Below are 2,274 nucleotides of genomic sequence, written 5' to 3'. Positions count from 1 at the left end.
CCGGCGTGGCCCCGAGCGCGTGTTGTACCACTTGCGGTGACGAATATTCCCGAGACCTGACTGTCCAGCGGCTGGACAGGCGGGGTTAAGGCAGCGGAAACTGTCGAGTGAGGGTGATTGCATACGTCCGGGGATACGCCCCGGACGCCCCTCATGTCAGGCATGTCGGTTATGATTCCAGCCTTCTACCGGATCGCGCCAGTCTGGAATTTGAGTTAGAAAGGGCAGTGGGCTGATCGGTTTTGGTTTCACACCTCAATGCTGATCGGCCCCGATCTTTTTTTGTACTCGCTTGAGATAAAAGCCTGGGGGTTAGGCTCAGTTGTTGCTCAGCCCCCGCCACTCAGGCCACGCCACAGCGCCCAGATCAGCAGACCTGTTCCCAGGATCAGGCTCGCCCCAAGCGCAGGCAGGAGCCAGGGCAAACGCCTTTGCAGCGCGGCGCTGCGGGCGCGGGCACTGAACAGCACCGGGGCAGGCAACGAACGGGCCGCCAGCGCCAGAATCGCGGGAACCACCAGCAGGTCATCACCGAGGCCCACCACTGGAATCGCGTCGGGAATCAGGTCAATCGGGCTGAGGGCGTAGGCCAGCGCCAGCAGCGCCCCCAGCCGCGCCGTCATGGGGGTGCGGGCATCCCAGACGGCGAACAGCAGGGCCAGCGCGTCGCGCCAGATGGGTTTGAGACGGGTGATCACGCCCTTCTATACGCGGCGGGGTGAAACGAAGTTCCAGCTTCTGGCCCCTCGTCCCCGCTTTTTGCTATGCTGTGTCTTCGCAGCGGTGGGGCATCCAGCCCAGCCGCGCCGGAGGAAAGAGAAAGCGCGACTCGGTCAGCCCCGTTTCAGAAGGCAGGAGTCCAGGTGTACCGCGAGGACACCTCCACAGATACGGGAACACGCACACCACACACTTTCTGGCCCTGCTCCGACGGGCCGTGTGACCCGTGCCCACCCCGTTGTCTGGAAGTTCTCTTCTTCCCCGGCAATGGGGCGTTCCCGTTTGTGTCGGTTCTGTGTTAAAGTCCCAAGTTGGTGTGTTGCGCCCCCAGGGCGCGGCAGCAAGAGAGGCCACGTCAGGCAGCGTTCCGGCGTCGGCAGCACAAGGAAGGTAGACGATGTTTGCAATTATTCAGACCGGCGGCAAGCAGTACCGCGTGCAGGAAGGCGACGTGATCCGCGTGGAAAGTCTGGTGGGCGAGGCAGGCGACACCATGGACCTGACCCCCATCTTCGTGGGCGGAGAGAAGGCCCTGTTCGGCGACGCCGTCAGCAACTACGTGGTCAACGCCGAAGTAGTGGAACACGGACGCGGCCCCAAGATCTACATCCGCAAGTACAAGAGCGGCGTGCAGTACCGCCGCCGCACCGGTCACCGCCAGGATTTCACGGCGATCAAAATCACCGGGATCAAGGGTTAATTTCGTTCTGGCCGTAGGTCAGAACCGAGCGGAGCGAGTGGGACAGGACAAGGCTGACGTGGAGCGGAGCAAGGTGAGGGGCTTTTTGCCGAACATTGCGGAGCGGAGCGGCAGCCGACTAAAGGGAGAGGTGAAGAGTCATGGCACATAAGAAAGGCGTAGGTTCGTCCAAGAACGGACGCGACAGCCAGCCCAAGTACCTGGGCGTCAAGAAGTTCGGCGGCGAAGTGGTCAAGGCCGGAAACATCCTGGTCCGCCAGCGCGGCACCAAGTTCAAGGCTGGCCCCGGCGTGGGCATGGGCCGCGATCACACCCTGTTCGCCCTGGAGCATGGCCGCGTCGTGTTCACCAACCGTGGCAACACGGGCCGCTTCATCAGCATCGAAGCCGCGAACGCCGCCCCCACCGAAATCGCCGCCGACTAATCCAGGTGATTTGAAAGAGCCGGGCCTGCATAGGCTTCCGGCTCTTTTTTGTTGTTGCTATGGGGTCAATCGTTGTGAACTTCGGGTGCTAGGGGTTAGAGGCCACCGAAAAACAGTGCCAAATTATGAGCCGCAATCTTCCGGCAGACGTGGGCGCGGACCGACCTGAACGAATTGAGCTGGGGAGGCATCAGGTGAAAAGATCGGTCTAGCCGAGAAAAAACGGTTTCGACAATCTTTCTGACGCCCACCATCGCACCCCACCAGGGCCGAGGATGTTTCGTATTCGATTTGGGCTGCGCGTACACGCCGCAGCCCTGATACCCACGGTCTCCCAGCACCAAAGCTCCCTCGCCTTCGTCGAGGAGCGCACGGGCGAGTGGGGGATCACTCTCATTGCCTGCGGCAATGCCGAAACGGACGATCATG

Annotated in this window: 3 protein-coding genes and 2 pseudogenes; 2 read left to right on the top strand and 3 right to left on the bottom strand. The window is 61.8% G+C overall.

Annotated elements, in window-relative coordinates; all coding sequences use genetic code 11:
- Together BOO71_RS29310 and BOO71_RS13270 are read right to left on the bottom strand one after the other, a co-directional pair.
- Positions 1-123: pseudogene (locus tag BOO71_RS29310) on the bottom strand (IS1 family transposase); the annotation flags it as partial.
- Between the two features lie 206 nt (positions 124-329).
- Complete coding sequence (locus BOO71_RS13270; RefSeq protein ID WP_075833139.1) at positions 330-698, bottom strand: YkvA family protein; 369 nt, start codon at positions 696-698, stop codon at positions 330-332.
- Between the two features lie 419 nt (positions 699-1,117).
- Between BOO71_RS13270 and rplU the strand changes: the two genes are divergently transcribed.
- Positions 1,118-1,420, top strand: a complete 303-nt coding sequence (gene rplU / locus BOO71_RS13265) for a 50S ribosomal protein L21 (protein ID WP_075833136.1) — start codon at positions 1,118-1,120, stop codon at positions 1,418-1,420.
- A gap of 140 nt (positions 1,421-1,560) precedes the next feature.
- Positions 1,561-1,845, top strand: coding sequence for a 50S ribosomal protein L27 (gene rpmA, locus BOO71_RS13260; protein ID WP_029483009.1), 285 nt, complete (start codon positions 1,561-1,563; stop codon positions 1,843-1,845).
- A gap of 95 nt (positions 1,846-1,940) precedes the next feature.
- Here rpmA and BOO71_RS28360 read toward each other — a convergent pair.
- Positions 1,941-2,274 (bottom strand): annotated as a pseudogene (locus BOO71_RS28360) (transposase); the annotation flags it as partial.

Origin of the sequence: Deinococcus marmoris (assembly GCF_001949125.1) — a bacterium.
Lineage (GTDB): Bacteria > Deinococcota > Deinococci > Deinococcales > Deinococcaceae > Deinococcus > Deinococcus marmoris_A.
Note: the sequence above shows the minus strand (reverse complement) of the source record. Positions and strands in the feature narration are given on the sequence as shown.

What these genes read in the sequence shown, in the direction of transcription:
- rpmA (WP_029483009.1), top strand. Translation starts at nt 1,561, where the DNA reads ATGGCACATAAGAAAGGCGTAGGTTCGTCCAAGAACGGACGCGACAGC.
- rplU (WP_075833136.1), top strand. Translation starts at nt 1,118, where the DNA reads ATGTTTGCAATTATTCAGACCGGCGGCAAGCAGTACCGCGTGCAGGAA.